This is a genomic window from Streptomyces sp. NPDC050422 (genome assembly GCF_044458665.1).
In the GTDB taxonomy this organism is placed as follows: domain Bacteria; phylum Actinomycetota; class Actinomycetes; order Streptomycetales; family Streptomycetaceae; genus Streptomyces.
In genome coordinates, this window is record NZ_JBITIE010000024.1 from 32,532 (window position 1) to 56,965 (window position 24,434).

25 protein-coding genes, 1 tRNA gene and 1 pseudogene are annotated in these 24,434 nt (G+C 70.4%); 16 read left to right on the forward strand and 11 right to left on the reverse strand.

Annotated features, from left to right (window positions below):
- Positions 1–121 precede the first annotated feature (121 nt).
- From ACIBJG_RS32150 to ACIBJG_RS32165, 4 genes are all read left to right on the forward strand, one after another.
- Entirely contained in the window at positions 122–1,063 is a 942-nt protein-coding gene (locus ACIBJG_RS32150) for an ABC transporter ATP-binding protein (RefSeq protein ID WP_399312902.1), read from the forward strand.
- Positions 1,048–1,956, forward strand: a complete 909-nt coding sequence (locus tag ACIBJG_RS32155; RefSeq protein WP_399312904.1) for an ATP-binding cassette domain-containing protein — start codon at positions 1,048–1,050, stop codon at positions 1,954–1,956. The genes ACIBJG_RS32150 and ACIBJG_RS32155 overlap by 16 nt, the downstream gene beginning before the upstream one ends.
- On the forward strand, positions 1,953–4,361 hold the full coding sequence (locus ACIBJG_RS32160; RefSeq protein ID WP_399312906.1) for a glycoside hydrolase family 2 protein: 2,409 nt from the start codon (positions 1,953–1,955) through the stop codon (positions 4,359–4,361). Before ACIBJG_RS32155 ends, ACIBJG_RS32160 begins: the two co-directional genes overlap by 4 nt.
- Before the next feature lie 248 nt (positions 4,362–4,609).
- Positions 4,610–4,695: transfer RNA gene (locus ACIBJG_RS32165), tRNA-Leu, on the forward strand.
- A 44-nt stretch (positions 4,696–4,739) separates the two neighbouring features.
- Here ACIBJG_RS32165 and ACIBJG_RS32170 read toward each other — a convergent pair.
- Positions 4,740–4,967, reverse strand: coding sequence for a hypothetical protein (locus tag ACIBJG_RS32170; RefSeq protein WP_399312908.1), 228 nt, complete (start codon positions 4,965–4,967; stop codon positions 4,740–4,742).
- A gap of 141 nt (positions 4,968–5,108) precedes the next feature.
- On the opposite strand from ACIBJG_RS32170, the gene ACIBJG_RS32175 reads away from it, so the two are divergent.
- The 4 genes from ACIBJG_RS32175 (at position 5,109) to ACIBJG_RS32190 (ending at position 8,248) form a co-directional block, all read left to right on the forward strand.
- Complete coding sequence (locus ACIBJG_RS32175) at positions 5,109–5,324, forward strand: superinfection immunity protein (protein ID WP_399312910.1); 216 nt, start codon at positions 5,109–5,111, stop codon at positions 5,322–5,324.
- Between the two features lie 238 nt (positions 5,325–5,562).
- Complete coding sequence (locus tag ACIBJG_RS32180; RefSeq protein WP_399312913.1) at positions 5,563–7,146, forward strand: hypothetical protein; 1,584 nt, start codon at positions 5,563–5,565, stop codon at positions 7,144–7,146.
- Between the two features lie 25 nt (positions 7,147–7,171).
- Positions 7,172–7,762 carry a hypothetical protein gene (locus ACIBJG_RS32185; protein WP_399312915.1) on the forward strand — a complete coding sequence of 197 codons (591 nt, stop codon included), beginning with the start codon at positions 7,172–7,174 and terminating at the stop codon, positions 7,760–7,762.
- A gap of 36 nt (positions 7,763–7,798) precedes the next feature.
- On the forward strand, positions 7,799–8,248 hold the full coding sequence (locus ACIBJG_RS32190) for a hypothetical protein (protein WP_328894378.1): 450 nt from the start codon (positions 7,799–7,801) through the stop codon (positions 8,246–8,248).
- A gap of 45 nt (positions 8,249–8,293) precedes the next feature.
- Here ACIBJG_RS32190 and ACIBJG_RS32195 read toward each other — a convergent pair.
- Positions 8,294–8,641, reverse strand: a pseudogene (locus ACIBJG_RS32195) (zinc ribbon domain-containing protein); the annotation flags it as partial.
- Between the two features lie 541 nt (positions 8,642–9,182).
- Between ACIBJG_RS32195 and ACIBJG_RS32200 the strand changes: the two are divergent.
- Together ACIBJG_RS32200 and ACIBJG_RS32205 are read left to right on the forward strand one after the other, a co-directional pair.
- Positions 9,183–9,596 carry a DUF3592 domain-containing protein gene (locus tag ACIBJG_RS32200; protein ID WP_399312917.1) on the forward strand — a complete coding sequence of 138 codons (414 nt, stop codon included), beginning with the start codon at positions 9,183–9,185 and terminating at the stop codon, positions 9,594–9,596.
- A 93-nt stretch (positions 9,597–9,689) separates the two neighbouring features.
- Positions 9,690–10,067, forward strand: coding sequence for a DUF4259 domain-containing protein (locus tag ACIBJG_RS32205; protein ID WP_399312919.1), 378 nt, complete (start codon positions 9,690–9,692; stop codon positions 10,065–10,067).
- Between the two features lie 231 nt (positions 10,068–10,298).
- Here the strand turns inward: ACIBJG_RS32205 and ACIBJG_RS32210 are convergent, their stop codons facing one another.
- Entirely contained in the window at positions 10,299–10,646 is a 348-nt protein-coding gene (locus tag ACIBJG_RS32210) for a MerR family transcriptional regulator (protein WP_399312921.1), read from the reverse strand.
- A 23-nt stretch (positions 10,647–10,669) separates the two neighbouring features.
- A complete protein-coding gene (locus tag ACIBJG_RS32215) occupies positions 10,670–11,605 on the reverse strand; it encodes an aldo/keto reductase (RefSeq protein WP_399312923.1) in 936 nt (311 codons plus the stop codon).
- A 127-nt stretch (positions 11,606–11,732) separates the two neighbouring features.
- Here ACIBJG_RS32215 and ACIBJG_RS32220 point away from each other — a divergent pair, with 127 nt between their 5' ends.
- The 3 genes from ACIBJG_RS32220 (at position 11,733) to ACIBJG_RS32230 (ending at position 13,896) form a co-directional block, all read left to right on the forward strand.
- Positions 11,733–12,344: a DinB family protein gene (locus tag ACIBJG_RS32220; RefSeq protein ID WP_399312925.1), complete on the forward strand. Its 612-nt coding sequence runs from the start codon at positions 11,733–11,735 to the stop codon at positions 12,342–12,344.
- 196 nt (positions 12,345–12,540) lie between these two features.
- On the forward strand, positions 12,541–13,428 hold the full coding sequence (locus ACIBJG_RS32225) for a Bax inhibitor-1/YccA family protein (RefSeq protein WP_399312927.1): 888 nt from the start codon (positions 12,541–12,543) through the stop codon (positions 13,426–13,428).
- A 150-nt stretch (positions 13,429–13,578) separates the two neighbouring features.
- A complete protein-coding gene (locus ACIBJG_RS32230; RefSeq protein WP_399312929.1) occupies positions 13,579–13,896 on the forward strand; it encodes a hypothetical protein in 318 nt (105 codons plus the stop codon).
- Between the two features lie 136 nt (positions 13,897–14,032).
- On the opposite strand, the gene ACIBJG_RS32235 is transcribed toward ACIBJG_RS32230, so the two are convergent.
- The 3 genes from ACIBJG_RS32235 to ACIBJG_RS32245 all read right to left on the reverse strand — a co-directional run bounded on the left by ACIBJG_RS32235 (position 14,033) and on the right by ACIBJG_RS32245 (position 17,683).
- Positions 14,033–14,902, reverse strand: a complete 870-nt coding sequence (locus ACIBJG_RS32235; RefSeq protein WP_399312931.1) for a hypothetical protein — start codon at positions 14,900–14,902, stop codon at positions 14,033–14,035.
- 359 nt (positions 14,903–15,261) lie between these two features.
- Positions 15,262–16,482, reverse strand: coding sequence for an acetyl-CoA C-acetyltransferase (locus ACIBJG_RS32240; protein ID WP_266779662.1), 1,221 nt, complete (start codon positions 16,480–16,482; stop codon positions 15,262–15,264).
- A 151-nt stretch (positions 16,483–16,633) separates the two neighbouring features.
- Positions 16,634–17,683, reverse strand: coding sequence for an SGNH/GDSL hydrolase family protein (locus tag ACIBJG_RS32245; protein WP_399313033.1), 1,050 nt, complete (start codon positions 17,681–17,683; stop codon positions 16,634–16,636).
- 163 nt (positions 17,684–17,846) lie between these two features.
- Between ACIBJG_RS32245 and ACIBJG_RS32250 the strand changes: the two genes are divergently transcribed.
- The gene (locus ACIBJG_RS32250) at positions 17,847–19,259 is read left to right on the forward strand and encodes a cystathionine beta-synthase (RefSeq protein ID WP_399312934.1); all 1,413 of its coding nucleotides are present in this window, start codon (positions 17,847–17,849) and stop codon (positions 19,257–19,259) included.
- 474 nt (positions 19,260–19,733) lie between these two features.
- On the opposite strand, the gene ACIBJG_RS32255 is transcribed toward ACIBJG_RS32250, so the two are convergent.
- Positions 19,734–20,567, reverse strand: coding sequence for a helix-turn-helix transcriptional regulator (locus ACIBJG_RS32255; protein WP_399312936.1), 834 nt, complete (start codon positions 20,565–20,567; stop codon positions 19,734–19,736).
- Between the two features lie 148 nt (positions 20,568–20,715).
- On the opposite strand from ACIBJG_RS32255, the gene ACIBJG_RS32260 reads away from it, so the two are divergent.
- Positions 20,716–21,477 carry an SDR family oxidoreductase gene (locus ACIBJG_RS32260; protein WP_399312938.1) on the forward strand — a complete coding sequence of 254 codons (762 nt, stop codon included), beginning with the start codon at positions 20,716–20,718 and terminating at the stop codon, positions 21,475–21,477.
- A 15-nt stretch (positions 21,478–21,492) separates the two neighbouring features.
- Here ACIBJG_RS32260 and ACIBJG_RS32265 read toward each other — a convergent pair whose 3' ends face one another.
- Complete coding sequence (locus ACIBJG_RS32265; protein ID WP_399312940.1) at positions 21,493–21,921, reverse strand: hypothetical protein; 429 nt, start codon at positions 21,919–21,921, stop codon at positions 21,493–21,495.
- 181 nt (positions 21,922–22,102) lie between these two features.
- On the opposite strand from ACIBJG_RS32265, the gene ACIBJG_RS32270 reads away from it, so the two are divergent.
- Positions 22,103–22,948, forward strand: coding sequence for a MurR/RpiR family transcriptional regulator (locus tag ACIBJG_RS32270; RefSeq protein WP_399312942.1), 846 nt, complete (start codon positions 22,103–22,105; stop codon positions 22,946–22,948).
- Between the two features lie 539 nt (positions 22,949–23,487).
- On the opposite strand, the gene ACIBJG_RS32275 is transcribed toward ACIBJG_RS32270, so the two are convergent.
- Together ACIBJG_RS32275 and ACIBJG_RS32280 are read right to left on the reverse strand one after the other, a co-directional pair.
- Positions 23,488–23,862: a hypothetical protein gene (locus tag ACIBJG_RS32275; protein WP_399312944.1), complete on the reverse strand. Its 375-nt coding sequence runs from the start codon at positions 23,860–23,862 to the stop codon at positions 23,488–23,490.
- An 86-nt stretch (positions 23,863–23,948) separates the two neighbouring features.
- Positions 23,949–24,419: a roadblock/LC7 domain-containing protein gene (locus tag ACIBJG_RS32280; RefSeq protein ID WP_399312946.1), complete on the reverse strand. Its 471-nt coding sequence runs from the start codon at positions 24,417–24,419 to the stop codon at positions 23,949–23,951.
- Positions 24,420–24,434: the final 15 nt, after the last annotated feature.

A 24,434-nucleotide genomic window follows, 5' to 3' on the forward strand; every position in this document is an offset into this window, starting at 1 on the left:
GGGAGGCCCGAGCACATGACCCCGTCCGTTCTCCCGGGGAGGCCCGAGCACATGACCCCGTCCGTTCTCCCGGGGAGGCCCGAGCACATGACCCCGACCGTTCTCCCGGAGGCCTGAGCACATGACCCTGACCGTGACCGATCTCCGGGTCCACTACCGCACCCTGCGCGGCGAGGTCCGGGCGCTGGACGGCGTCTCCTTCGACCTGGCCGACGGGGAGATCCTCGGCCTGGCGGGCGAGTCCGGCTGCGGCAAGACGACGCTCGGCAAGTCGCTGATCCGCCTCGACGGCCGGATGCGGCACGCGGGCGGCACCGTCACCCTCGACGGCGACGACGTACCCGTGGCCGACGACCGGGCGATGAACGCCTTCCGCTTCCACCGGATCTCGCTCGTACCGCAGTACTCGATGAGCGCCCTCAACCCCACCCGCCGCATCGGACGCATGATCCGCGAGCTGCTCGCCTCGCGCGGCGTCAGCGTGGACACCGCCGAACTGCACCGCCGCCTCGACCTGGTGGGCCTGGACCACGACGTCCTGAACCGCTACCCGATCGAGCTCTCCGGCGGCATGAAACAGCGCACCGTCATGGTGATCTCCACGCTCCTCGACCCGTCCGTCCTCATCGCCGACGAGGTCACCTCGGCCCTGGACGTCTCCACCCAGCGGGCCGTCGTCGGCGCGCTCACCGGGCTGCGCGACAAGGGCCTGGTCACCAGCATGATCTTCGTGACGCACGACCTCGGCCTCACCTCGCACATCGCCGACTCGATCATGGTGATGTACGCGGGCAAGCTCGCCGAGAAGGCGCCCACGAAGGTCCTGACGACCGCGCCCCGCCACCCGTACACCAAGCTCCTGCTCGGCTCGCTCCCCGAGGTCGGCGCCCGGTACGCCGACAAGCCGCTGAAGGGCATCGCGGGCGCCCCGCCCTCCCTCCTGAACCCCCCGGCCGGCTGCCGCTTCCGCGACCGCTGCCCGCTCGCCGACGAGCGGTGCGCCGAGGAACCACCGGTCATCGAGATCGCCCCCCGTCACTCCGTCGCATGCTGGAAGGCCTGATGCTGACCCTCGACCACGTCACCAAGACCTACCGCGCCGGAGCCTTCGGCGGCGGTTCCGTCACCGCGGTGGACCGGGTGTCCTTCACCGCCGAACCGGGCGAGGTCGTCTCCCTCATCGGCGAGAGCGGCAGCGGGAAGTCGACCATCGGCCGGATGATCCTCGGCCTGACCGGAGTCAGCTCCGGCAGCCTCACCCTGGACGGCCGGCCGGTCCGCCCCGGAAAGGACTTCTACCGCCGCGTCCAGGGCGTCTTCCAGGACCCCTTCTCCTGCTACAACCCGGTCTTCCGGGCCGACCGCGTCTTCGACATGATCCGCCGCGCCTACCACCCGGGCGTCGCCGACAAGGAGTGGGCCGGCCGCGTCGAGAAGGCCGTACGGGACGTGCGCCTGGACCCCGGACAGGTGCTCGGCCGCTACCCGCACCAGCTCAGCGGCGGCCAGCTGCAACGCCTCCTCATCGCCCGCGCCCTCCTGCTCGACCTGAGCTTCCTGGTCGCCGACGAGATCACCAGCATGCTCGACGCCTCCACCCGCATCGACGTCCTCAACCTCCTCGCCGTCCTCAAGGAACGCGGCCTCGGCGTCCTCTACATCACGCACGACCTGGCGCTGGGCACCTACCTCGCCGAGAAGACCGTCGTGCTGCGCCGCGGCCGGGTCGTGGAACGCGGCGACACCCAGAAGGTGTTCGGCAACCCCCTCCACCCCTACACCCGCACCCTGCTGGCCGCCGTGCCCCGGCTCAACACCCCGTGGACCGCGGCCGAACCGCTGGAAAGCTGCGCCTTCCACGAGGCCGGGGCCCCGGACACCGATCTGTACGAGACCGAGCCGGACCACTTCGTCGCCTGCGCCCAGCTCCCCGACTGCGGAAGGACCTCCGCGTGACCCTTCGCCACCTGCCCCTGGACGACGGCTGGACGCTCGGCGCCGACAGCCCCGTGCCCCTCGGGCTCCCCACAGGGGGCGTCCCCGCCACCGTGCCCGGCTGCGTCCACACCGACCTGCTCGCGGCGGGGCTGATCGACGACCCGTACCTGGACGACAACGAGGACAGGCTCGGCTGGATCGGCCGCACCGACTGGACCTACCGGACCACGTTCGACTGGACGCCGGACGGGCACGACCACGCCGACCTGTGCTTCGAAGGCCTCGACACCGTCGCCACCGTCCTGCTCAACGGCATCGAGGTGGGCCGCGCCGCCAACCAGCACCGCAGCCACCGCTTCCCCGTCCGCGCCCTGCTGGCCGAGGGCGCCAACACCCTCGACGTACGGTTCACCGCCCCGTACACCTACGCCGAGGAGCTGCGCGAGCGGCTCGGCGACCGGCCCGGTGCGTACGCGGAGCCGTACGCCTTCATCCGCAAGATGGCGTGCAACTTCGGCTGGGACTGGGGGCCGACCCTGGTGACCTCCGGCATCTGGCGGCCGGTCGCCCTGGAGACCTGGAGCGGTCCGCGGATCGCGTCGGTGAAGCTGCTGCCGGACCTGGACGCGGACGGGGTGCCGCGCCTGACCGCCGAGCTGGAGGTCGAACACGACGGCTTCGCGCCGCTGTCGGGCGAGGTCGGGGTGATCGGGGCGGGCGCCGTGTTCATCGCCACGGAGGACGAGCGCCGCATCTCGGTCACCCTCTCGGTTCCCCAGGCCGAGGTCTGGTGGCCGCACAGCCACGGCGAACAGCCGCTGTACGACGTGAAGGTCCGCGTGGGCGACGACGTCCGCCGGCTCAGGACCGGTTTCCGTGCCGTCACCCTGGAGCGCGAGGCGTTCCGCATCGCGGTGAACGGCGAGCCCGTCTTCGTACGCGGCGTCAACTGGATCCCCGAGGACTGCTTCCCCACTCGTGTCACCCGGCAGCGGATCTCCGACCGCCTCGACCAGGCGGTCGCCGCCGGTGTCAACCTGATCCGGATCTGGGGCGGCGGACTCTACGAGAGCGACGACTTCTACGAACTGGCCGACGAAAAAGGCCTGTTGGTCTGGCAGGACTTCCCCTTCGCGTGCGCCGCCTACCCGGAGGAGCAGCCGCTGTGGGACGAGGTGGCGGCCGAGGCCCGGGAGAACGTCACCCGCCTCGCCCCGCACCCCTCCCTCGTCCTGTGGTGCGGCAACAACGAGAACCTGGAGGGCCACGCCGACTGGGGCTGGCAGAAGGAGCTGGGTGACCGCACCTGGGGCCACGGCTACTACCACGAGCTGCTCCCCGCGATCGTCGCCGAGACGGACCCGACCCGCCCCTACTGGCCCGGCTCGCCCTACTCCGGCACCGAGGACGTCCACCCGCAGGACCCGGCCCGCGGCACCATCCACATCTGGGACGTGTGGAACCGGGCCGACTACCGCGCCTACGCGGACCGGGTGCCGCGCTTCGTCGCCGAGTTCGGCTTCCAGGGCCCGCCCGCGTACGCCACCCTGCGCCGCGCCATCAGCGGCCCGCTCACCCCCGACGCCCCGCTCCTGGCGCACCACCAGAAGGCCGAGGACGGCAATGCCAAGCTGCTCAGGGGCCTGGGTGACCACCTGCCGCAGCCCGGTGCGGACTTCGATGACTGGCACTGGCTCACCCAGCTCAACCAGGCCCGCGCGGTGGCGTTCGGCATCCGCCACTTCCGCTCCCACACCCCGTACTGCATGGGCACGATCGTGTGGCAGCTCAACGACTGCTGGCCGGTCGTCTCCTGGTCGGCCGTCGACGGCGACGGCCGCCGCAAACCCCTGTGGTACGCCCTGCGGGCCGTGTACGCGGACCGCCTGATCGTGGTGCGCGACGGAGCCGTCCACCTCGTCAACGACGCGCCCACGCCCTGGGCGGGGACCTTGCACCTCACCCGGCAGGGCCTGGACGGGGCGGTGCTGGCCGAGGAGGAGGTGGTGGTGAGCACGGCCGCACGCTCGGCCGGCCGGGTCCCGCTGCCGCCGTCGATGGCCGAACCGGCGGACCGGGCCGGCGAGCTGCTGGTCGTCCGCCTCGGTGACACCCGGGCGGTGGAGTTCTACGAGGAGGACACCCGCCTGGCGCTGCCGCCGGCCCGGTACGACGTCACGGTGACGGAGAGCGGGGGCGAGACGCCCGGCTACCGCGTCGAGGTGACGGCCCGCACGCTTGTGCGGGACCTCGCGATCTTCCCCGACCGACTGGACCCGGCGGCCGCCGTGGACGAGATGCTCGTCACGCTGCTGCCCGGGGAGAGCAAGGTGTTCATGATCACAGGAGCGGTCCTGGCGGACCCAGAGGCCCTGGGCACGCACCCGGTACTGCGCTGCGTCAACGACACCGTCACCCGGTAGGGGTGGCGCGGCCCTGGCGATCCATGGCGCGCCCCTGGCGCATCGGCTGTGCGGGTGCGGCGACTTTCCGTCAATTCGGATACGCGACCGCCGCACCCGACACCCCGCCCAGGCAGGTGACTATGCCTCTCGCGTGTGCTGACGGACCCTCAAGCGATCAATAAAATAAGACAACATCGAGCCACTGTCCGTCCGGCCGGGGGGAGCCCCCGGATAGGGTCATGTGCCAACGCGGAGCCGCGCGCCAAGCCCGGATGGTGGAATGCAGACACGGCGAGCTTAAACCTCGCTGCCCCTCGGGGGCGTACCGGTTCGAGTCCGGTTCCGGGCACCATCGCGCTCACGGGGGAACGTGGAGGCGAACGGGCTGAACGGTCGTCAGTTGACGCGTTCGGTGGCGAACAGCTCCAGGTGCGAGCAGGCGGGGCAGCGGTATGCGTCGATCTGCCACCGCGGCCGGCCCATCCGCTTCGCGCCGCCGAACGGGCCTCGCTGGAGGGGGCCCGCGATCCAGCGTGCGTACCCCTGCGTCCCCTGCCCCGAGTCCTCGACGAAGCCAGGTTCCAGTCCCACCGTGCCGCACTGGGTGCACCGTATGTTGTTCATCGGGGGAGTGTAGTGAGGGGCGGCGGGCGTACGACCCGGACTCCGTCGGTCACCGTCCGGTGATCATGGTCAACGCACTGTAGACATCCGTGGCCGGGTAGGGAGAATGAATCTCCCTATCCGAACGCTGTGGGGGATCCAATGGGCTTTACGGACGGCAACATACTCATTGTCGTATTAGGGCTGCTGTTCGGCGTGGTGGCCTACTTCGTGCCGACGCTGGTCGCCTTCTCGCGAGGTGTGCCGAACAAGGGTTCCGTGCTCGTGCTGAACCTGTTCCTGGGATGGACCCTGGTGGGCTGGGTCGTGTCGCTGGCCATGGCAGCGCGCAGTCAGCAGCCGGGCCCTCGTTACTGACGCACAGGGGCCCGCCGACCGAGGGCCTGGGGGCCGGCGGCCGGCGTGGGACCGCGCATCACCTTACGTAACGACTGATGCGCGGTCCGCTACCTGTTGGGCCCTCTGCCCGCGGAAGAGGCCTGCCGGCGGGTCGCGGCCGGCGAATTGGGACCTGGATTTGGGCCCACGGGCCCGTGTCGCAACAGATGCACCTCTCATAACCTCCCTGCCCTAAGGCCATACGGGAGGACAAGCCATGCCGCGGACGAGGTATCGGGAGACCATACCCAGCAGCAGATGGGGTGACCGCGGGGCTACCGCGTTCGAGTACCTCGGCACGATTCTGGTCGTCGTGGCCCTCATCGGCGGTATGGCGGTGGCCGGCCTCGGCGGGCAGATCAGTGACCGGATCCAGTGCCTCGTCTCGTCGATCGGTGGCGGCAGCGCCGGCTGCGACAGCGGCAAGGGCGGTGAGGCGGGCGGCGATCCCAACGCCGAGTTCGAACCTCTCACCTGCGCCACGGTGACCAAGTCCGGTACCCAGGGCGGCAAGTTCGGGGTCTCCTTCGAGACGCTCGGCGTCGAGTTCGGCGGCGAGTTCGGTTTCGAGGAGACGACGTCCAAGGCCAAGACGGACGTCAACAAGGACGGCAAGATCGACGACAACGACGAGCAGGTCTCGCTCACCTTCACGGACGCCGGCTCGATCAAGGGCACCGAGAAGCCCAAGGCCCGCGTCAAGATCGGCGACGTGGGCAAGGACAAGGTCGAGATCGGCGCCGGCCTCACCGTCACCACGGGCGACACCTGGGTCTTCGACAGCCAGGAGGAGGCGGACCAGTTCCGCAAGGACCTCGAGGAGTACAAGAAGCTCAGCCGGCTGAACAAGCTCTCCAACCTCAGTCCGATCGTGGGCGGTTCCACCGAGATCGCCAGCTGGTTCGGCAAGGGGCCGAAGGCCAAGGAGAGCCGCCTCAAGCAGAACATCGAGGACAAGCTCGGCAACAAGCACATCACCACGCAGAAGATCAGCCTCGAAGTCGCCGCCCAGGCCGGCTTCCAGTTCGGTGCGGGGATGAACGCCCCCGACACGACCAACCCGGACGGCACGACCACCCCGGCCCCGAAGCCCGGCGCCACCATCGAGGCCGGCCTCAAGATCTCCGAGGCCCAGGAAGTCACGCTGACGCAGAACCACATCAACAACACCGACGCGTACACCTACCAGGCCAAGGCCACCGGCGGTGCGTACGCGAAGGGTGAGGCCGGGCCGGCCAAGGCGGGTGCGGAGGCGTCCGGTTCGGCGGCGGGCGCCATCACCGTCACGGTCGACAGCAAGACCGGCAAGGTGAAGAGCATCACGATGACGCGGACCCTGGAGGGCAAGGCGGAGGCCAACGCCGGTCTCAAGGGCGACGTGAACGGCAACCAGAAGGGCGGCGGGACGACCACCCAGGTCATCACCACCACCGTCCCCCTGGACGACAAGAACATGTCCCAGGCCGAGTCCGACGCCATCAAGGCGCAGTTGTTCTCCGGCCAGGGCATGAACAGTGCCTTCAACTACCTGTTCACCGGGACGCCGGTGCCGACCAAGGACCCCGGTGCGGGCGACCCGTTCGGCCACTACGCGTTCAACCACGGCCAGGTCAGCAAGCAGGAGTACGACGGCTCCTCCTCGTCCGAGGAGATCGGCCTCGACATCAACCTGGAAGTCGCCGGAATCAACGGCGCCTACACCAGTTCCGAGACGGAGAAGAGCCTGACGAAGGCCGAGTTCCTGGGGGCTCCGTCCGCCGGACAGCGTTCGTTCTTCCCGTACAGCTACTGTGCCAAGTGATCCACCGGTACAAGGAGACGTGATCATGACCAAGCTTTCCGTCCGGCGGACGGTGCGGACTGTCGCCGTCACGACCGCCGTCCTCACCGCAGGTCTGATGCTCGCCGCGTGCGGCGGCGAGAAGGGCTCGGACACGGCTGCGCCCGCCACGCCCAGCGGCTGGAAGAAGCTCGCGGGCCCCACGGTGTCGCTCGCCTACCCGCCGGGCCTCACCGAGCAGACCAAGGCGGAGCGCGGCAAACTCAACGACGCCGCGGCCCTTCAGAACGAGGGGGACCGGCCGACGGTGAAGGTGTCGATCCAGAGCGGCTTCGCCGACGCCTCCACCGGTGACGACGCCGCCTCCGTCGGCCGGGCCCTCCTCATGGCGACCACCGAGGTGAAGGGCACGAAGAACGCGGACATCGAGGGTGCGAAGGATGCCAAGCGCATCGACTTCACCTACACCGGCACGGGTGTGCCGCAGTCGCCCCCGAAGGGCGCGACGGTCGACGGTGTGGTCATCACGGGCGTCGACTCCGAAGGGAAGATCTACTCCGTCCGCATCGACGCCCAGCAGGGCAAGCTCAGCGACGCGGACCGGACGAAGATCGTTGACAGCATCCACGTGAAGTGACGTCCGAACGCCGGGCGACGACGAAGAGGCAGCCGAATGTCCAGATACGACGCACACCGCGGCTACGCCGCCGCACCCGCCCACGACCGGCCGCGGCTGATGAACCTCATGCTGCCCTGGGCCGCCGGCATCGTGGTGACACTGGTGACGCAACTGGTCCTCGCCGTGCTCGTCTGGGACGTCATCACGGGCGACGACGTCTCCACCATGGCCTCACCGGTCCGCACCGTCCTGCTGCTGCACCTGCCGTCCGCGGCCTGCGTCGCGCTGGGCGTGTGGGCCGCGGCGGCCGTGCACCAGGGCGCGTCACGGGAGTCACAGGTACGGCACTTCATCGCGGCGTTCACCCCCGCCGTCGTACTCCAGCTGGTGATCTTCCTGTCCCAGGGAAGTGATCTCACCGTCATCACGTTCCTGGTGCAGCTGGTGGTCCTGGTGGTTGGGTGTGCGGTGGGCTTCCTCGTCGACAGGCTGCGCAACGGTTAGAAGGACTCCGTGACTCCTCCCCGCCCTGAGGGGCAGGGCTTCTCGCTATGCCGTGTTGGCGTGGCGACGGACCAGCCCGGCCCGTAGGACGTTGAGTGCCCCGACCTCGTCGGCGTGAGCCTGGTGGCCGCAGTCGACGCAGTGGAACTTCTCCTGCGTGGGCCGGTTCTCCTTCGCGGTGTGCCCGCATGCGGGACACTTCCGGGAGGTGTTGCGGGGGTCCACGGCCATCACTTCCCGCCCGGCACTCTCAGCCTTCGCGTTCAGGATTGTCAGGAACACCCCCCCCCATCCGGCATCAGCGATCGAATAGTTGAGCCCCGCCTTGGCTGCTGCCCCGTTGGGGAGAAACGCGCCCGCAGTTTCGGGGTCGGGTTTCGGCGAGGGGTGCCGGTAGGCGTCACGGCGCTCCTGCAACGCACCGTTGTAGAGCGAGCAGCGATCACGCAGCATCTCACCGAGCGCGATCGCCTGACCCACCGTGGGCCGCAACAGAAACTTGTACACACGCATCAACCAGCCCACCCCCTTCACCCGGCTCTGCGAATCAACGTACCGTCGGCGAACATCAACACGACAAGAATCAAAGCCGCTTCACTCGCAGGATTGACCACATCAGCCAGTTCTTCGATGCAGGGCTGCGCGAGTGCAACGGCGAGGACGACCACACCCGCCTACGGGTGTGCACCACCCCTGAAGGGACGCTGCCAACCTCTCTCGGTACCTGCGCCAGCAGTTCCCCGGCCGCATCGACCGGGCGTCCATGCACGGCTGGTTCTGGTCCCCGTCCTGCTTCGCAGGGTCCTGCGGAAACAGCACCGCCAAGCAGTACTATCGAGCCGCAGAATCGTCCGCTCCGACCATCGCGTCAGAGCAACGACAAGATCGCATTCCCGCCCGGCCAGAAGGTTGGGATTTCCTGCGAAGGCTAGGGATGGACACGTCGCTCGTACTCATCGGTGTGGTCGCGCTGGTGGCGCTCAGATCCCTGGGCCGGACCTTTCAGCAGCTGCGCGGCGCACGCTCCGGCGTGTCCGCCCCGGCGCGCTGCATCCGGGTGGACGAGCGGGACACGGCGACGGGCTCGTCGGGCGACCGGCGGTCCTGGCACGTGTTCGCGTTCACCGCGCAGAACGGGGAATGGGTCGAGTTCCGGAACACCGGCAACAAGCGATTCCACGAAGGGGCGCGGGTCACGGTCCGCTACGACCCCGCAGACCCGCACCGGACGGCCACCCTGGCGGGCAGCCCGCGCGCCGCGCTGGCCGAGGGAGCCGTCTCGCTGCTGCTCATGGCGCTGGTGCTGCTGATGTTCCTCACGGACTTCCCGGAGAACCTGTTCGGCTGACGTCCGGCCCACCGGCTGTCCTCCGATTGTCAGTGCCCTCTGCTGTGATGCGTACGGAAGCGACGGCGGACAGCACAGCGCGGAGGCGGAACAGTGGGCACATGGGGAGCGGGAAACTTCGACAGCGACACGGCGGCGGACCACCTCGGGGACCTGGCAGGCCGGCTGGTGGCCGAGGTGACGGAGGCGATGGCCGGTGACCGGGTGGAACTCGAACCGGACGAGTACTGGGGCGTGACGGTCCCCTGCAACCTGGAACTGCTGCTCGTCCTGGACCGGCAGGGCTGGGTGGGAGTCACCCTCCCGTCGCCCGAGGTGATCCGGTCCTGGCAGAAGACGTTCCTGGCGGTGTGGGAGGCGACGATCGACGGTCTGGAGCCGAAGCCGGAATACAAGGACGAACGCAGAGCGGTGCTCAACGAGACGTTCGAGCGTCTGGCCGAGGCGTCGGCGGCCGGGTCGCAGCACTAGGGCGTGTTTCGAAAGTCCCGCCTGCCGGGCGGCGTCTGGCACTTCCCCGAGCTCTCGGCTTCGCTCGAGCAGGGGAGACCCCATTGCTCGCGGCGTTGCCGAAAAGTCCTGGTAGCTCCGCTACGAGGACTTCCCGGCGCCTTGCGATCGCACGCACCAGACGCCGCCCGGCCCGCCCTCCGGGCGGACGGCGCTACTTTCGAAACACGCCCTAGCGGCTGCCGGCCGGGCTCAGCTGTAGTAGGCGATCTTGTCGTCAAGGACTCCCATGGCCCGGTGCAGCGCTGTCACCCGCTGCTCCAGAGCGGTACGGCGCTCGCGCAGGAAGGCGACTCGCTCCTGCGGAGGGTGTTCGGCGCGCAGGAGGGCGACGAACTTTCGCAGCTCCGCGATGCCGAGACCGGCCTCGCGGAAGCACGTGACGAGACCGATCCAGAAGACGTCGTCCTCGGTGTACTCCCTGCGTCCGCCTACTGAGCGCCGGATCGGGCCGATGAGCCCTTCGCGCTCGTAGTAGCGGAGGGTGTCGATGGAGACGCCGGTGCGGTCGGCGGCGGCCGCCGGGGCGAGAGTCGTCATGGGGGCTCCTTCTGTCACCGCCGCTACCGTGCTTCGGCGAGGCGCGCGAGGTGCTCGGCCCCGAGCCGCACCCGGTGCGCGGCAAGGGCCTCGTCGATCTGCTCCACCCGGCTCGTACCGACGATGGGGTCGATCCCCTGTCGTATGAGCCATGCCAGCACGACCTGGTTCTTCGTGGCCCCGAGTGCGTCGGCGACGTCGTCGAGAACCGCCAGCACCCGAGTGGTTCCGGGGTGATCGTAGGTCGACGGAAGCGGCTTGTCCGCGCGTACGTAGGAACCCCACATCAGGGAGCTGTACGACCACACAGCGAGCCCCTCCGACCGCGCGAGGTCGAGATCCTCGGTGGTGAGCAGCCGGTGGCCGCCCTCCGCGACGGGAGTGAGCGGGCGCGGCTGGACGAGCGAGTGGCGCAACTGCAGGCACGTCCACGGTTCCACGCCCTGCTCCCGGGCCAGTGACCGGGCGCGCTCGACGCGCCAGGCGGCATGGTTCGCGGCCCCGACCCGCAGCGCCACTCCCTTCGCGACCAGTTCACCGAAGGCTCCGACCGTCTCCTCCAGCGGCACGGTGCGGTCCTCGGCGTGGGCCCAGAGCAGGTCGACGTGGTCGACTCCGAGACGCCCCAGGCTCTCCTCCACACCGGCGTGAACGGCGCGCGCCGAGAGCCCCTCGGCGCTCTCCGGCGCGTGCGGGACGAGTGAGTTGTGGCGGACCTTCGTCGCGATCCGTACGGTGTCGCGCGCGCCCGGGCGGGCCTTCAGCCACGCGCCGATGACGCGTTCACTGGCGCCGCCGACACCGGCGGGGTCGTTCCAGAAGGAGTAGCAGTTCGCGGTGTCGAGCCAGACACCGCCGCCGGCGACGAAGGCATCGAGGATCGAGAAGGCGCGGTCCTGGGCGACGCGGGTGCCGAAGTCCATGGTTCCGAGGGCGATCCGGGGGTCTTTGGTATCCATGTCGGCCATCCTCGGATCTGGAGCGCGCTCCAGGTCAAGCGCTCGTGACGAGTGCTTCTCCCCGCGTGCCCGAGGGCAGGGGAGAAAAGCGCTTGGGTACGGCCCGGCCGCCCGGCAGAGTGGCGTCATGACCAGGACAGGCCACGAGGCAGACCAGGAGACCGGCTACAAGAAGGACCTGCACCTGTATCTGCAGGATGCCCGCGACGCGTTCCTGTGGAAGCTGGAAGGACTGTCGGAGTACGACATCAGGCGGCCCATGACCTCCACCGGCACCAATCTGCTGGGCCTGGTCAAGCATGTTACCGGAGCCGAGGGATTCTACTTCGGCGACGTCTTCGGACGTCCGGCCGACGCGCCGGAGCTCTGGATCGCCGGTGACGCCGAGCCGAACGCGGACCTGTGGGCGACGGCCGACGAGACCCGCGCCGAGATCGTCACGCGCTACCGCCGGGTGTGGGCCCACTCCGACGCGACGATCGACGCACTGGAGCTCGAAGCGACGGGCCGCCTCCCCGGGGGAGAGGGCAGGGAGCTCACGCTCCACCGGGCCCTCGTCCACATGGTCGCCGAGACCCAGCGCCACGCCGGACACGCCGACGTCGTCCGCGAACTGATCGACGGGGCCACGGGGCAACGGGAGAGCGACGGCAACATGGCGCCCGGTGACGCCGCGTGGTGGGCTGACCACCGGGCCCGGGTGGAGCGGGCATCGCGGGAGGCGGGGTCGGGGAGTTGAGAGCGATGTGGGCGGGGGTGCGGCTGGGGCGGGCGGACTCATGGGCTCCGGGCCGTGCCGGGCTGCCTGCCCTCCCGCATCTGCGGCCGGGCCGCGTTTCGATCGCGGAAAGATCCTCCCCTGGCACTAGGCGGTTTGTTTTGCCTACCCATTACTCTTGTCCCAAGGCCACGCTGGGTGGCCATGGAGGAGTGAGATGAGGAGCAGCAACCCGGTCTTCTCGCGACGGGGCTTCAGCCGCGACAACGGTTACGCGGGCTTCAACGCGTCACCGCAGGCCGGGGCCCCCGCAGCGGGTGCCAACCCGTACGCGCAGGGCACCGCCCCGAACCCGTACGCCACCAACCCCTATGCCCAGCAGGACACCCAGCACGGCGCCCCGCAGGCGCCGGCGCGCTCCGGTGTGATGACGATCGACGACGTCGTCACCCGCACGGCGCTGACGCTGGGCACGGTCGTGCTCGGTGCCGCGCTCGCCTGGGCCCTGCTGCCGGTCGACGAGGCCAACCTGGGCAAGTCGTACGGCATTGCGATCGGCGCCGCGATCGTCGCCTTCGTGCTGTCGCTCGTCCAGTCCTTCAAGCGCAAGCCCGTCCCCGCGCTGATCATCTCGTACGCGGCCTTCGAAGGCGTGTTCCTGGGGGTCATCTCCAGCGCGGTGAGCACGTACATCTCACCGGGTGTCGTCATGCAGGCGGTGCTGGGCACCATGTGTGTCTTCGCCGGTGTGCTGCTCGCGTACAAGATGCGCTGGATCCGCGTCACCCGCCGGTTCTACGGCTTCGTGATGGCCGCGGCCATGGGCTTCATGCTCCTGATGGTGGTCAACCTGCTGTTCGCCGCCTTCGGTGGCGGGGACGGCCTGGGCTTCCGCAGCGGAGGTCTCGGCATCCTCTTCGGCGTCGTCGGCATCATCCTCGGCGCGTGCTTCCTGGCCCTGGACTTCAAGCAGGTCGAGGACGGCATCGCGTACGGCGCTCCGCGCGAGGAGTCCTGGCTGGCGGCCTTCGGCCTCACCATGACCCTGGTGTGGATCTACCTGGAGATGCTGCGCCTGCTCTCCATCCTCAGCGGCGACGACTAGTCCGCACGCTGATGTGATCGCGGGAACGGCCCGCAGGCTCCTTCACGGAGCCTGCGGGCCGTTTCTCGTCGTGCGCGTTGACGGCCCCCGCGACGGGCCCGGGCATCGGCTCGTTGGCAACCCCCCGGGAGGGGCGCGTAGGGTCGCGGGGTGCTTGATACGACGCCCCTGATCGCTGCTGTGGACCGATTCGCCGACCGGCTGCGCGCCGCCCCGCAGAGCAGGCTGCAGCGGGGAGCGGCGGCCGAAGGGCTGGCCGCAGCAAGGGAGCTGGCGGTGCGGGCCCAGCGCGTCGAGAGGCCGGACCGGGAGCCGAGGACCATGCCGGACGCCGGGATCTTCGCCATCGGTGACCAACTCGCCGTCGCGGGGCGGGATCTGGCCGTGGCACTGGAAATGGCCCCGTCCGTGGAGCTGGACGAGGCCGTGCAGTTCGTCGAGGAAGCGGCGGCGCGGGCGTTCGCGTAAGTGATGCGCGCGGGTGTTTGTTCGCTCAGGTGCGTCGGAGTGTGGGCGCACGCTGGGGTGATCGCGCGCACTGTCCTGGGGCAGCGGCCGACGAGAGCCGCTGTGCCGGGGGTGGGGCCGGAGACCGGTCCGCGGGCTAGAAGCTCGCGATGACGCGGTCGGCCAGTATGTAGACGTTGTCCCTGCCGCACGAGAACGTCAGCGCGTAAGCGCCGGAGACGCCGGAACCGCCCAGCAGCACGGGGTGCTCGCCGGCCCGGAGCGACGCGGCCAGCTGCTCGGCCGTCTCGCGGTGGCCGGGCGTCATGCAGAGCGTGGTGCCGTCGGCGAAGACGTACACGTCGAGCGTGCCGAGCGGGCCGGGGCGCACGTCGGAGAGCTCCGTCCGGCTGTCGGCCAGTTCCTCCAGGCGGTTCACCGTGCGCTCGTGGTCGGTGACGACGGGCGTCTGCACCGGCACGAAGTCCGGGTGTGAGGGGTGACGGCGGCGGGCCGCGGCCAGCTCGGGGGAGTCCTCGGCGAACTCGGCGGTCTCCGGGAGCTCGGCCATGTCGGCCAGTTCCGTCAGCTCGGCGAGTTCCGTCAGTTCCTCGAACGCCTCCGTGGCGTCCAGGTCCATCGACTCCAGCCCGGCGAAGTCGCTCTGGCGTGGCATGAAGAACGGGGCGTCCTCGCCCAGCCCGGCCAGACCGCCCAGCAGGGACGGGGCGTCCTGGGCGTCACGCGCCTCCTGCGTGGCCCAGAAGGCCCGGGCCTCGGCGAGCTCGCGCTCCCGCTCCTCGGCCAGCGCGTCGGCGACCGCCGCGCGTATTTCCGCGGCAGGGGTGGCGTCGTTACGGCTCTGAGCGGGTACGGCAGCACTGTGGGCGCGGCCGTCGGCAAGCTCCTTCCGGAGGGCGGCTACCTGCTGACGCAGCCCGTGAGCGGCGTGCAGAGCAGCAGCGCCCACGGCCGTGGCAGCGGCGGTGGTCAGCAACAGGGCAAGAGGCATGGCGCTCACTGACATACTCCCGGTTTCAATCGATCCCCCGACTTCCTACATCAGCTTGTCCTGTACCGGCACCCTGTGTCAGTGCATTACGTCACGAATTGGACAGGTCTTTGTGCCCAGGGTTTAACCCTGATGTGGGTGTGACCTGCGGGAATGACTCTCCCCCAGGAGATAGGTCACATCCTGGGGGAGATTCGGTCACGGTCGGGGCTCGGAACCGGCCACTTCGCCCGGCCGAAGGGCCCGGAAGGCGGCGTGGGCCCGGCGGGCGCCGATGAGCGGTGATCCGGCGGATCCGGAGAGTCACCGGAAAACACGGGTTGCGGGGGCGGCTCGCACGACCCGCCCCCGCGCACCGCACCGCTCAACTCGGCTCAGCTCAGCCGCTCGATGACCATCGCCATGCCCTGGCCGCCGCCCACGCACATGGTCTCCAGACCGAACTGCTTGTCGTGGAACTGCAGGCTGTTGATCAGCGTGCCGGTGATCCGGGCGCCGGTCATGCCGAAGGGGTGGCCGACGGCGATGGCGCCGCCGTTGACGTTGACCTTGTCCAGCGGCAGGCCCAGGTCGCGGTAGGACGGGATCACCTGGGCGGCGAACGCCTCGTTGATCTCGGCCAGGTCGATGTCGTCGACCGTCAGCCCGGCCCGCTTCAGCGCCTGCTTGCTCGCCTCGACCGGTCCGTAGCCCATGATCTCGGGGGAAAGGCCGGAGACGCCGGTGGAGACGATCCGCGCCAGCGGGGTCAGGCCCAGCTCGCGCGCCTTGGTGTCGGACATGATCACGAGCGCCGCGGCGCCGTCGTTGAGCGGGCAGCAGTTGGCCGCGGTGACCAGACCGTCGGGGCGGAAGACCGGCTTCAGGCCCTGAACGCCCTCCAGGGAGACGCCCGCACGCGGACCGTCGTCCTTGGAGACCACGGTGCCGTCCGGGGTCGTCACCGGGGTGATCTCGCGCTCCCAGAAGCCGTTCTTCAGGGCTTCCTCGGCGAGGTTCTGCGAGCGGACGCCGAACTCGTCCATGTCCTGACGGGTGACGCCCTTGATCCGGGCCAGGTTCTCCGCCGTCTGCCCCATTGCGATGTACGCGTCCGGGACCAGGCCGTCCTCGCGCGGGTCGTGCCAGCTCGCACCGGACTCCGCGGCGCGGGCCGCGGTGCGGGCCTCGGCGTCGGCGAAGAGCGGGTTGCGGGTGTCCGGCAGGCTGTCGGAGTTGCCCTTCGCGAAGCGGGACACCATCTCCACACCGGCGGAGATGAAGACGTCGCCCTCGCCGGCCTTGATCGCGTGCAGCGCCATGCGGCTGGTCTGCAGGGAGGACGAGCAGTAGCGCGTGACCGTACAGCCGGGAAGGTGGTCCATCCCCATCTGCACGGCGATGATGCGGCCCAGGTTGTTGCCCTGCTCGCCGCCGGGGAGGCCGCAGCCGAGCATCAGGTCGTCGATGTCCCTCGGGTCCAGCTCGGGAACCTTGGCGAGGGCGGTCTGGATGATCGTGGCGGTCAGGTCGTCCGCGCGCAGGTCCTTCAGCGAACCCTTGAAGGCCCGGCCGATGGGCGAGCGGGCAGCAGAGACGATCACGGCTTCGGGCATCACGCGGCTCCATGAGGGCTGGAAGGCTGTCTGGCAGGACTGCTCTGGAAGTTACCCGGACGTACTGCTGAGGTCACCCGACGGGGCGTGTGATGCGGGCCTCTTTTCTAAGCGACCGCTCAGTTCGCTGTCGTGAGGCCGCGCGACACCCTCAGATGCTGTGCGGCGAGGTGTCCGTGCCCGGACGCCGCTCCACCCGCGTCGAGCCGCCCGCCCCCCCGTGCATCTCCGGGTGCGGGTGCGGCTCCGTGGCCGCGGGCAGACGCCGCCGCCTGCGGTGCTTGAGGAGTGCCCACGGCGCCCGGGCCCCGGTGACCTCCGTACCGGCCTCCCTGGCCGCCTGGGAGGCCGCCTTGGCCACCGGCAGCATGTCCTCGCGCCGGGCCCCGTCCAGACGGTCGGTCTCCGGCCACAGGCCGAGCACCGCGCACAGCGTCGGCAGGAGCGCCATCGCGGCCGTCGCGTAGCCCTCTGCCGACGGGTGGTAGTTGTCCGGGCCGAACAGCTCCCGGGGGTTCGCCTCGAACTCCGGGCCCAGAAGGTCGCCCAGCGACACCGTGCGCCCGCCCTGCTCCACCGAGCCGATCGTCTGCGCCGCCGCCAGCTGCCGGCTCACCCGCCGGGCCAGCCACCGCAGCGGCTGGTAGACCGGCTCGATCGTGCCCAGGTCCGGACAGGTGCCCACGACGACCTCGGCCCCCGCCGTACGCAGCCTGCGCACCGCCGTCGTCAGACAGCGCACCGACTGGGTGGCGGGCATCCGGTGCGTCACGTCGTTCGCACCGATCATGATCACGCAGACGTCCGGCACCCGGGCCGGGTCCGCGAGCAGCAGCGAGACCTGCCGCTCCAGATCGTCCGACCGGGCGCCCGGCTGCGCGACGTTGCGCAGGTCCACCGGCCGCTCCGACACCGCCGCCAGCCCCGACGCGAGCAGCGCCCCCGGAGTCTGCCCGGCCCGGCGCACCCCCTGCCCGGCCGCCGTGGAGTCCCCGAGCATCCCGAACCGCACCGGCTCCGCGGGGCCGGCGAACGCCACCCCGTACCGCCCGTTCGCGCTCGGCGGGACCGGCGCGGTGCCGCCTCCCACCAGCCGCTTCGCCAGCTGAACCTCCGCCAGCACGACGCCGACCGCCGCCGCGCCCAGCAGCCCGATGCTGCCACCTCCATAGGCCGCGCCCGCCGCGATCCGCCGTGCCACCCTTGCCCTCGACACAGTCCGGTCCACCTCCTCATCGCCATGACGCCGTACCGCCGTACACAGAGCTAACTGCCCCCAAGTGGCCGTCGTTCAATCGCTTCGCCCAATCTCGTGCCCGTACGCATACTCTTGCGGCACCATCTCGGAGACCCCGGAGTACACGGTGCAATTCCACGATTCGATGATCAGCCTCGTAGGCAATACCCCGCTGGTGAGGCTGCGCAGTGTGACGGCCGGCATCCAGGCGACGGTCCTGGCCAAGGTCGAGTACTTCAACCCCGGCGGATCGGTCAAGGACCGGATCGCCCTGCGCATGATCGAGGCCGCCGAACAGAGCGGCGACCTGCAGCCCGGAGGAACGATCGTCGAACCGACGAGCGGCAACACGGGCGTGGGCCTCGCGATCGTCGCGCAGCAGAAGGGCTACAAGTGCATCTTCGTCTGCCCGGACAAGGTGTCCACGGACAAGATCAACGTGCTGCGCGCCTACGGTGCCGAGGTCGTCGTCTGCCCGACGGCGGTCGACCCGGAGCACCCGGACTCGTACTACAACGTCTCGGACCGGCTGGTCCGTGAGACGCCGGGAGCCTGGAAGCCCGACCAGTACTCCAACCCGAACAACCCGCGCTCCCACTACGAGACCACCGGTCCCGAGCTGTGGGAGCAGACGGACGGGAAGATCACCCACTTCGTGGCGGGGGTCGGCACCGGCGGCACGATCAGCGGCACCGGCCGCTACCTGAAGGAAGCCAGCGGCGGCGCCGTCAAGGTCGTCGGCGCGGACCCGGAGGGCTCGGTCTACTCCGGCGGTTCCGGGCGGCCGTATCTGGTGGAGGGCGTCGGCGAGGACTTCTGGCCGTCGGCCTACGACCGGACGGTCACCGACGAGATCGTCGCCGTGTCCGACAAGGACTCCTTCCAGATGACCCGCCGCCTCGCCAAGGAGGAGGGGCTGCTGGTCGGCGGTTCCTGCGGCATGGCGGTCGTGGGCGCGCTGGAGGTCGCGAAGCGGCTCGGGCCCGACGACGTGGTCGTCGTCCTGCTGCCGGACAGCGGCCGCGGCTACCTCAGCAAGATCTTCAACGACGAGTGGATGGCCGACTACGGCTTCCTGGAGGACACCGGCCCGTCCGCCCGCGTCGCCGACGTCCTCGACTACAAGGCGGGCCCGATCCCGACGCTCGTCCACATGCACCCGGAGGAGACCGTCGGCGAGGCGATCGACGTGCTGCGCGAGTACGGCGTCTCGCAGATGCCGATCGTGAAGCCCGGCGCGGGCCACCCGGACGTGATGGCCGCCGAGGTCATCGGCTCCGTCGTCGAACGGGAGCTGCTGAACGCGCTCTTCGCCCAGCAGGCCTCGCTCACCGACCCGCTGGAGAAGCACATGTCGCCGCCGCTGCCGCAGGTCGGCTCCGGCGAACCGGTCGAGGACCTGATGGCGGTGCTCGGCGGCACGGGTGCGGCCGACGCGGCGATCGTGCTGGTGGAGGGCAAGCCGAAGGGTGTCGTCAGCCGGCAGGACCTGCTGGCGTTCCTCGCCAAGGACGCGTCGGCCACGCCCGCCCAGCCGTAGGGCAGGGCCCGGGGCCCGGCCGGAACGCGCACTTCGCGAAAACGGTACGAGCGCGACACGTGGCCGCAGCACCGGCTTAACACGGCTCGGGCAGATTAGTGGGTGTCGGCAGGGAAACCCGCCGACACCCCTACGGCGACACGGACTACGGAGCGGCTCCCGGACCTCCACCGTCGCCCGGATGCGCGACCGGCCCTGACCCGGGACCGCGTCCTTCGCGGGGACCGCCGTCGTCCCGCCCCCTGGGAAACCGGGGGTGCGGCGGTCCCCGCGACACATCTATGCGCGCAGATCGCGCGCCGCCTCCCCGTCCTGCGCCCTCGGCGCGGCCGCCCAGCCAGTGCTGCGTCAGCCAAGGTCCGCCCCGTCGCGACGCCATGCACGCACTCTCGCCGCACCGGCCGAAAGCCCAGGTACATCCAGTACGAGGCCTTCCGGCCGGCACGCCGAGAGCACGCGCCCGACGCCGCTCCTTTACGGGCAAACCTTGACCGACGCAGCACTGGCCAGCAGGGCGATGCGCTCCGCCGTCTCCGAACCGGGCTCCGGGGTGTAGACCACCAGGGACTGATCCGGGTCGCCGGGCACGCCGAGCGTCTCGTACGGAAGCGTCAGCCCGCCCACGACCGGGTGGTCGATCCGCTTCACGCCGTACGTCTTCGCCTTCACCTGGTGGTCCGCCCACAGCCGGCGGAAGTCCTCGCTCTTCACGGACAGTTCGCCGACCAGCGTGGCGAGTTGCCTGTCGTCGGGGTGAAGTCCCGCGTCCAGGCGCAGATACGCGACCGTCTCCGCCGCCACGGCCGGCCAGTCCGGGTACAGCTCCCGCGCCGCCGGTTCCAGGAACGTCTGCCGCGGCATGTTGCGATCGGCGGCGGCCATCCGGGAGAAGCCGACGAGCGCGTCACCCAGCGCGTTCCACGCCAGAACGTCCATCCGGCGGCCCAGGAGGAAGGCGGGCGCCCGGTCGAACGTGTCCAGGAGCAGCCGCAGCCCGGGCCGTACCCGCTGCGCGGCGGGCGGCTTCGCCCTACGGGGTACGGGGCGGGCCACCGTACGCAGGTAGGCGTGTTCCGTCCCGTCCAGCCGCAGCACCCGGGCTATCGCGTCGAGTACGGCATCCGAGACGCTGGGGCCGCGGCCCTGTTCCAGCCGGATGTAATAGTCGACGCTGACCCCTGCGAGCTGCGCGACCTCCTCGCGCCGGAGCCCGGGAACGCGCCTGCGGCCATAGGAGTTCAGCCCCACGTCCTCGGGCTGGATGCGGGCACGTCGTGAGCGGAGGAAGTCTCCGAGGTCGCCGTCCATGCCGCCGATCGTAGAAGACCGGCCGTTTCCCAGCCTGGTACTGCCGGACCCAGGAAAGACGCATCCCTGGGTAACCGGCGCGCGCCGTCACAGAGTGGGGCCCAGGCCGGGGAAGCGCCCCGGCGGCAACACATCAGGGAGCACGGACATGTCGTACGCAACGCTCGCAGGCCGCACCGCCGTCGTCACCGGAGCCGCCAGCGGCATGGGGAACGCGACCGCCCGGCTGCTCGCCGCCCAGGGAGTCCGGGTCGCGCTGCTGGCCCGCCGCGCGGAGCGCCTGGAGGAGCTCGCCGAGAAGATCACCGCCGACGGCGGCCGGGCCCTCGTCGTGGTCACCGACGTCACCGACCAGGCGTCCGTGGACGCCGCGGCCGAGCGGGTGCACACGGAGTTCGGCCCGGTGGACCTGGTGGTCAACGCGGCCGGTGTGATGCTGCCGAACCCCGTGGACGCGGGCCGTGCCGACGAATGGCAGCGGATGCTCGACACCAACGTGGCGGGCGCCCTGCGCATCATCCGGGCCTTCACCGCCGACCTGGTGGCGGCCGCCGCAGAGGGCCGCACCGCCGACCTGGTCAACATCTCGTCGATCGGCGCACACGTCACGTTCCCCAACTACGCCGTGTACGGGGCCACGAAGGCCGCCCTCACGTACCTGTCGGCCTCGCTGCGCACCGAACTCGGCCCGCGCGACGTCCGCGTCACGAACATCGAGCCCGGTCTCACCGACTCCGAACTGGCCGGACACGTCGACAACGCGGAACTCAGCGGCCAGCTCGACGGCATGTTCGACGCGCTCGGCGGGCTCTCCAGCGACGAGATCGCCGACCTGATCGCGTACACGACCAGCCGCGCACGCCACATCAACCTGCGACAGGTGGTCGTGCTGCCGACCCGTCAGGCCTGAGCGCGACCGCTCCGCTCACTCCTCCCAGTCGGACGCCGTCCGCCGCTCGTCCTCACGGCGCTTGAACAGCCGCCCGCCGTGGGCGGCCTGGACGACGTTGACGCCGACGATGCCGAGCCAGGCCACGACGAGCCCCTCGATCCCCGCGTTCGCGACACCGATGGCGGACAGCGGGATCGCCAGGATCATCGAGATGATCCCGAACCCGAAGCGCTCACCGAAGTTCCCCAGCGGCGGCTGCGGGGTCCGCGCGCCCCGGGCGACGTTGATCTGCTGCTCCGCGAGATGGCGCCGGACCCGGCGGTCGAGCGTGCCGTCGAGCCGCTGCTCGACCTTCTCCAGAAACGACTCGACGAGCGCGGACTCGTACTCGGCCCCCAGCTCGCTGCGGGCCTGCAGGGTGGCCTTGAGCTCCTTCTTGAGCTCGGTGTCGGGTGCGTCCATGCTTCCACGGTACGAAGCGGGGGCGGCCGGGTCAGTGGGGCTAACCCCCCTGTTTTTCCTCCGGCGGCCCGGCCGGTGGCCCGTCCACGCACTGGCTGCATATGGACATGCAGTCGGCTTGCTGGCTGAATGGATTCGTCGGTGCCGGATCCCGGTGCGACAGGTCTACCGAGGGGACAGGATGAGCGGGAGCAGCCCGGCCGCGCGTGTGCAGCAGCTGTTCGAGGGGCGCAGGCTCACGCCCACGCAGCGGCGCATCGCGCACTCGATGGTGCGCAGGGCCGGCGACGCCCCGTTCCTGTCCAGCGTCGAACTGGCCGAACTGGCCGGGGTCAGCCAGCCCTCCGTCACCCGGTTCGCCGTCGCCCTCGGGTTCGACGGCTACCCCGCGCTGCGCAAGCACCTGCGCGAGGTCGCCCCGGTCGGAGCCGGCGAGGGCGACGGGGAGGACACGTACAACGAGTACCAGCAGGCGGTGCTCGGCGAGATCGAGAATCTGCGCCACCTTGCGGAACTGCTCGCCGACCCGGGCCCCGTCGAGCGGGCCGGCCGGCTCCTCGCCGCCTCGCGGCCCCTGCTCGTGCTCGGGCTGCGCGCCGCCTCCTCGCAGGCGCGGGGCTTCGGATACTTCGCCGCCAAGGTGCACCCCGACGTCCGGGTGCTCGACGAGGGCGGCAGCATGCTGCACGACCGGATCGACATGGCCCGGCGGGCCGGTGCGAGCGCGCTGATCTGTTTCGCGCTGCCGCGCCACCCCCGCGAGGTCGTGGACGCCCTCGCCCACGCACGGGACCAGGGCCTTGCCGTGGTGTCGGTCGCGGACTCCGCCTTCGCACCGGTGGCCGCGCACAGCGACCTGCTGATTCCCGCCGCCGTCGGAACGGGGCTCGCCTTCGACACCGCGTGTGCGCCGATGCTGCTGGGGCGGGTGCTGCTGGAGGCCATGTGCGACGACCTGCCCGACGCGCAGGCCCGGCTGGAGGAGTTCGACGCGGGAGCGGTGGCCCGGGGCCTGTTCGTCGAGTGAGCGGTTCGCGGTGAGGCGGGGTTCCGTCCTCAATTGCCGGACGGGCTTGGGTGGTGCGGGTGCTCCGCGTTGCGGAGGCGCGGTTCCCCGGTGGGTGGGGGCCCGGGGTCCCTCCGGGGCGTCTCCTCGGACGACGAACGTTCGGCGGGTACGTAGCGGACCCGGGTATCTGTTCGTCGACCTGCGGGGACTCCCCTGCACGCCCCCGGACCCGGCCGCCGTGCGTCTGCACCATTCGTCCCACCGGCGTGCAGACGCGGCCGGGACCGGGTGGGGGCGTGCAGGGGAGTCCCCGCAGAAAATGGCGTACGACCCGGGTACAGGTTCGTCGTCGGGTGCACACGCCATTTTTGAGGAGTCTCCCCGGAGGGACCCCACCCCCACCCACCGGACGTGACGCGCACCCCGCGGGGGACCCGCACACAAGCCTGTCCGGCGATTGAGGACGGAACCCCGCACCAAGGAACCCCGCACCAAGGAACCCCGCACCAAGGAACCCCGCCGCCCGGTGGGGCGCGGCGCTCCCGCTGACCCGGGGGTCAGACCTCCAGGTCGGTCTCGATCTTCTTCAGCTGGTGGCGGGCCATGGCCAGGTTGGCGCGGCCGGTGTCCAGCACCAGGTAGAGGAACAGGCCGTTGTTCCCACGGGTCTTGAGCAGCCGGATCAGGTGGTACTGGGTTCCCAGCGTGATCAGGATGTCCTCGATCTCGTCCTTGATGCCGAGGTGCTCCATGGTGCGGAGCTTGGCGCGTACGACATCGGTGTTGCCCGCGGCCGCGACCTCCAGGTTGAAGTCCTTGCCGCCGCCGAGGGTGCCCAGCGCCATGCCGCTGGTGTAGTCGACGAGGGCGACACCGACGGTGCCCTCGATGGACGACATCGCTTCCTTCAGTGACGCTTCGGTGTTCGCCATGAGTGCTCGTTTCCTTTCCCTGACCGGTCGGGGCGACCGGTTCCGTTTCTGGGTCGTGCCGGGCCTGTGCGGGGGCACCGGCGCGGTCATGTCGTGCGGTGCGGCAGGGGGCCGGGCTGCTGCGGGGTGCGGGGCACCGGGGCCCGGAGGCCGGGAGCGGGCTGCGGAGCGCGCTCCAGGGCGGTGTCGACGAGCTCGCCGATCCGGGAGCCGGACCTGCGGCCCTCCAGATGGAGCCGGCCGACGTTGATCCGGTCCTCGGCGAGCAGGGTCAGTACGGCCGAGGAGCCGGCGGCGTACGTCGCGATGTACCCCGTCTCGCCGCGTACGAGGAGTTCGCGGAAGCCGCCCCGGCCGGTCGCGTCCGTCATCCGGATCGAGACGCCGAGCGCGGCCGCGGTCAGCGCTGCCACGCCTTCCGCCTCCACCCCCGGGGTGTCATGGGCCAGGACGAGGCCGTCGGTACTGGCCGCCAGGGCCCCGGAGAGGAGCGGAACCCGGGCCCGTAACCGCTGGAGCTCGGCCAGGACATCCTGCACTTCGGCCTCGGGCACCATCAGTTGTCTCCTCCC